The 1729-nt window shown below is 74.4% G+C and carries 2 protein-coding genes; both read left to right on the forward strand.

All coding sequences use genetic code 11. The features are described from left to right. Window positions 1-716: L-2-hydroxyglutarate oxidase (gene lhgO / locus ACYVE9_RS21025; protein ID WP_461029446.1), on the forward strand; the 716-nt coding region annotated here is incomplete at its 5' end. Between the two features lie 121 nt (window positions 717-837). After that, entirely contained in the window at window positions 838-1653 is an 816-nt protein-coding gene (gene trmB, locus ACYVE9_RS21030; RefSeq protein ID WP_461029448.1) for a tRNA (guanosine(46)-N7)-methyltransferase TrmB, read from the forward strand. Window positions 1654-1729: the final 76 nt, after the last annotated feature.

The raw sequence follows: 1729 nt of genomic DNA on the forward strand, positions 1-1729 counted from the left end.
CGGGCGCGGAGGTCCGCTACGGCAGCCGGGTGACGGCTGTCGACCGCCGTGAGGGGCTGGGGGTCGCGGTCCGCATCGCGGACGGCACGGTGGTGCGGGCCGACGCGCTGGCCAACTGTGCGGGCCTGCACTGCGACGAGGTGGCCCGACTCAGCGGTGACCGCCCGTCCGCCCGGATCGTGCCGTTCCGTGGCGAGTACCACGTGCTGGCCCCGCACCGGGCGTCGCTGGTGCGCGGACTGGTCTATCCGGTGCCCGACCCGGCGTTCCCCTTCCTGGGTGTGCACCTCACCCGCGGTGTGGACGGCGAGGTGCACGTCGGCCCGAACGCGGTCCCGGCGACGGCCCGGGAGGGCTACGACCGCCGCACCGTGAACGCGGCCGAGCTGGCCGGCACGCTGTCCTGGCCAGGATCCTGGCGCGTCGCGGGGCGGCACTGGCGCTACGGCGCAGGGGAGGTGCACCGGTCGTTGTCCCTGCGGGCCTTCACCTCCGCCGTCCAGCGGCTGCTGCCGGAGGTCACCGAGAGCGACCTCCGCCCGGCGCCCGCCGGGGTACGCGCCCAGGCGGTGCTGCGCGACGGCACGCTGGTGGACGACTTCCTCATCACCGAGGCCCCGCACACCGTGCACGTGCTCAACGCGCCCTCTCCGGCGGCGACGGCCGCGCTGCCCATCGGGCGGGAGGTGGCGGAGCGGGTGCTGCGCGGCCTGTAGGCGCAGCCGGCGAAGGCGCTGCCCGCTGCGTCCCCCTAGCTGCCGCCGGGGAGCGTCACCGCGGCCACGGGGGCACCGCCGTCCCCGTAGAATCGACAGCATTGTGTCCGAGAGAACCCCCATGTTCGCGCCCGGTACCGGCCCGACGGCCGATCCCGCCGGAGCGCACCACCATCGTCGTATCCGCAGCTTCCAGCCGCGCCGCAGCCGCGTCACGCAGGCGCAGCGCGAGGCGCTGCTCCGCCTCTGGCCGTCCTGGGGGCTGGACGTGGACGGCAGGCGGGTGCTGGACCTCGACGAGGTGTTCGACACCCTGCCGCCCGGTTCGCCCGTGGTGGTCGAGGTCGGATTCGGCATGGGTGAGGCGACCGTGCAGATGGCCGCCGACGACCCCGGCACCGGCATTCTCGCGGTCGACGTGCACACGCCGGGGCAGGGCAGCCTGATGCGGCTCGCGGAGTTGCGGGGGCTGGACAACGTACGGGTCGCCAACGGTGACGCCGTCATCCTGCTGCGCGAGATGCTGGCCCCCGACTCGCTCGCCGGGCTGCGGGTCTTCTTCCCCGACCCGTGGCCGAAGGCCCGTCACCACAAGCGGCGCATCATCCAGCCCGAGTTCCTGGACGTGGCGGCCACCCGGTTGGCGCCCGGCGCGATCGTGCACTGCGCGACCGACTGGGAACCGTACGCCGAGCGCATGCTGGAGGTGCTGAGCGCGCACCCGGCGTTCGAGAACACCCGGCCGGACGGCGGTTTCGCGCCGCGTCCCGACTTCCGTCCGATGACCCGGTTCGAGGGGCAGGGCCTGCGCAAGGGCCACACCGTGCACGATCTGCTGTTCCGCCGCCGCCCGCACCCCACGACGCCCGACGCGGCCACGGCATCCGGCACGGCCACGAAGGCGGACGCGGACACACAGCCCGACACCGACGCCTGACGTGCACGGACCGACGGCTGACGGCTGACGGCTGACGGCTGACGGCTGACGGCTGACGGCTGACGGCTGACGGCTG

It is taken from the genome of Streptomyces sparsus, from assembly GCF_054776295.1.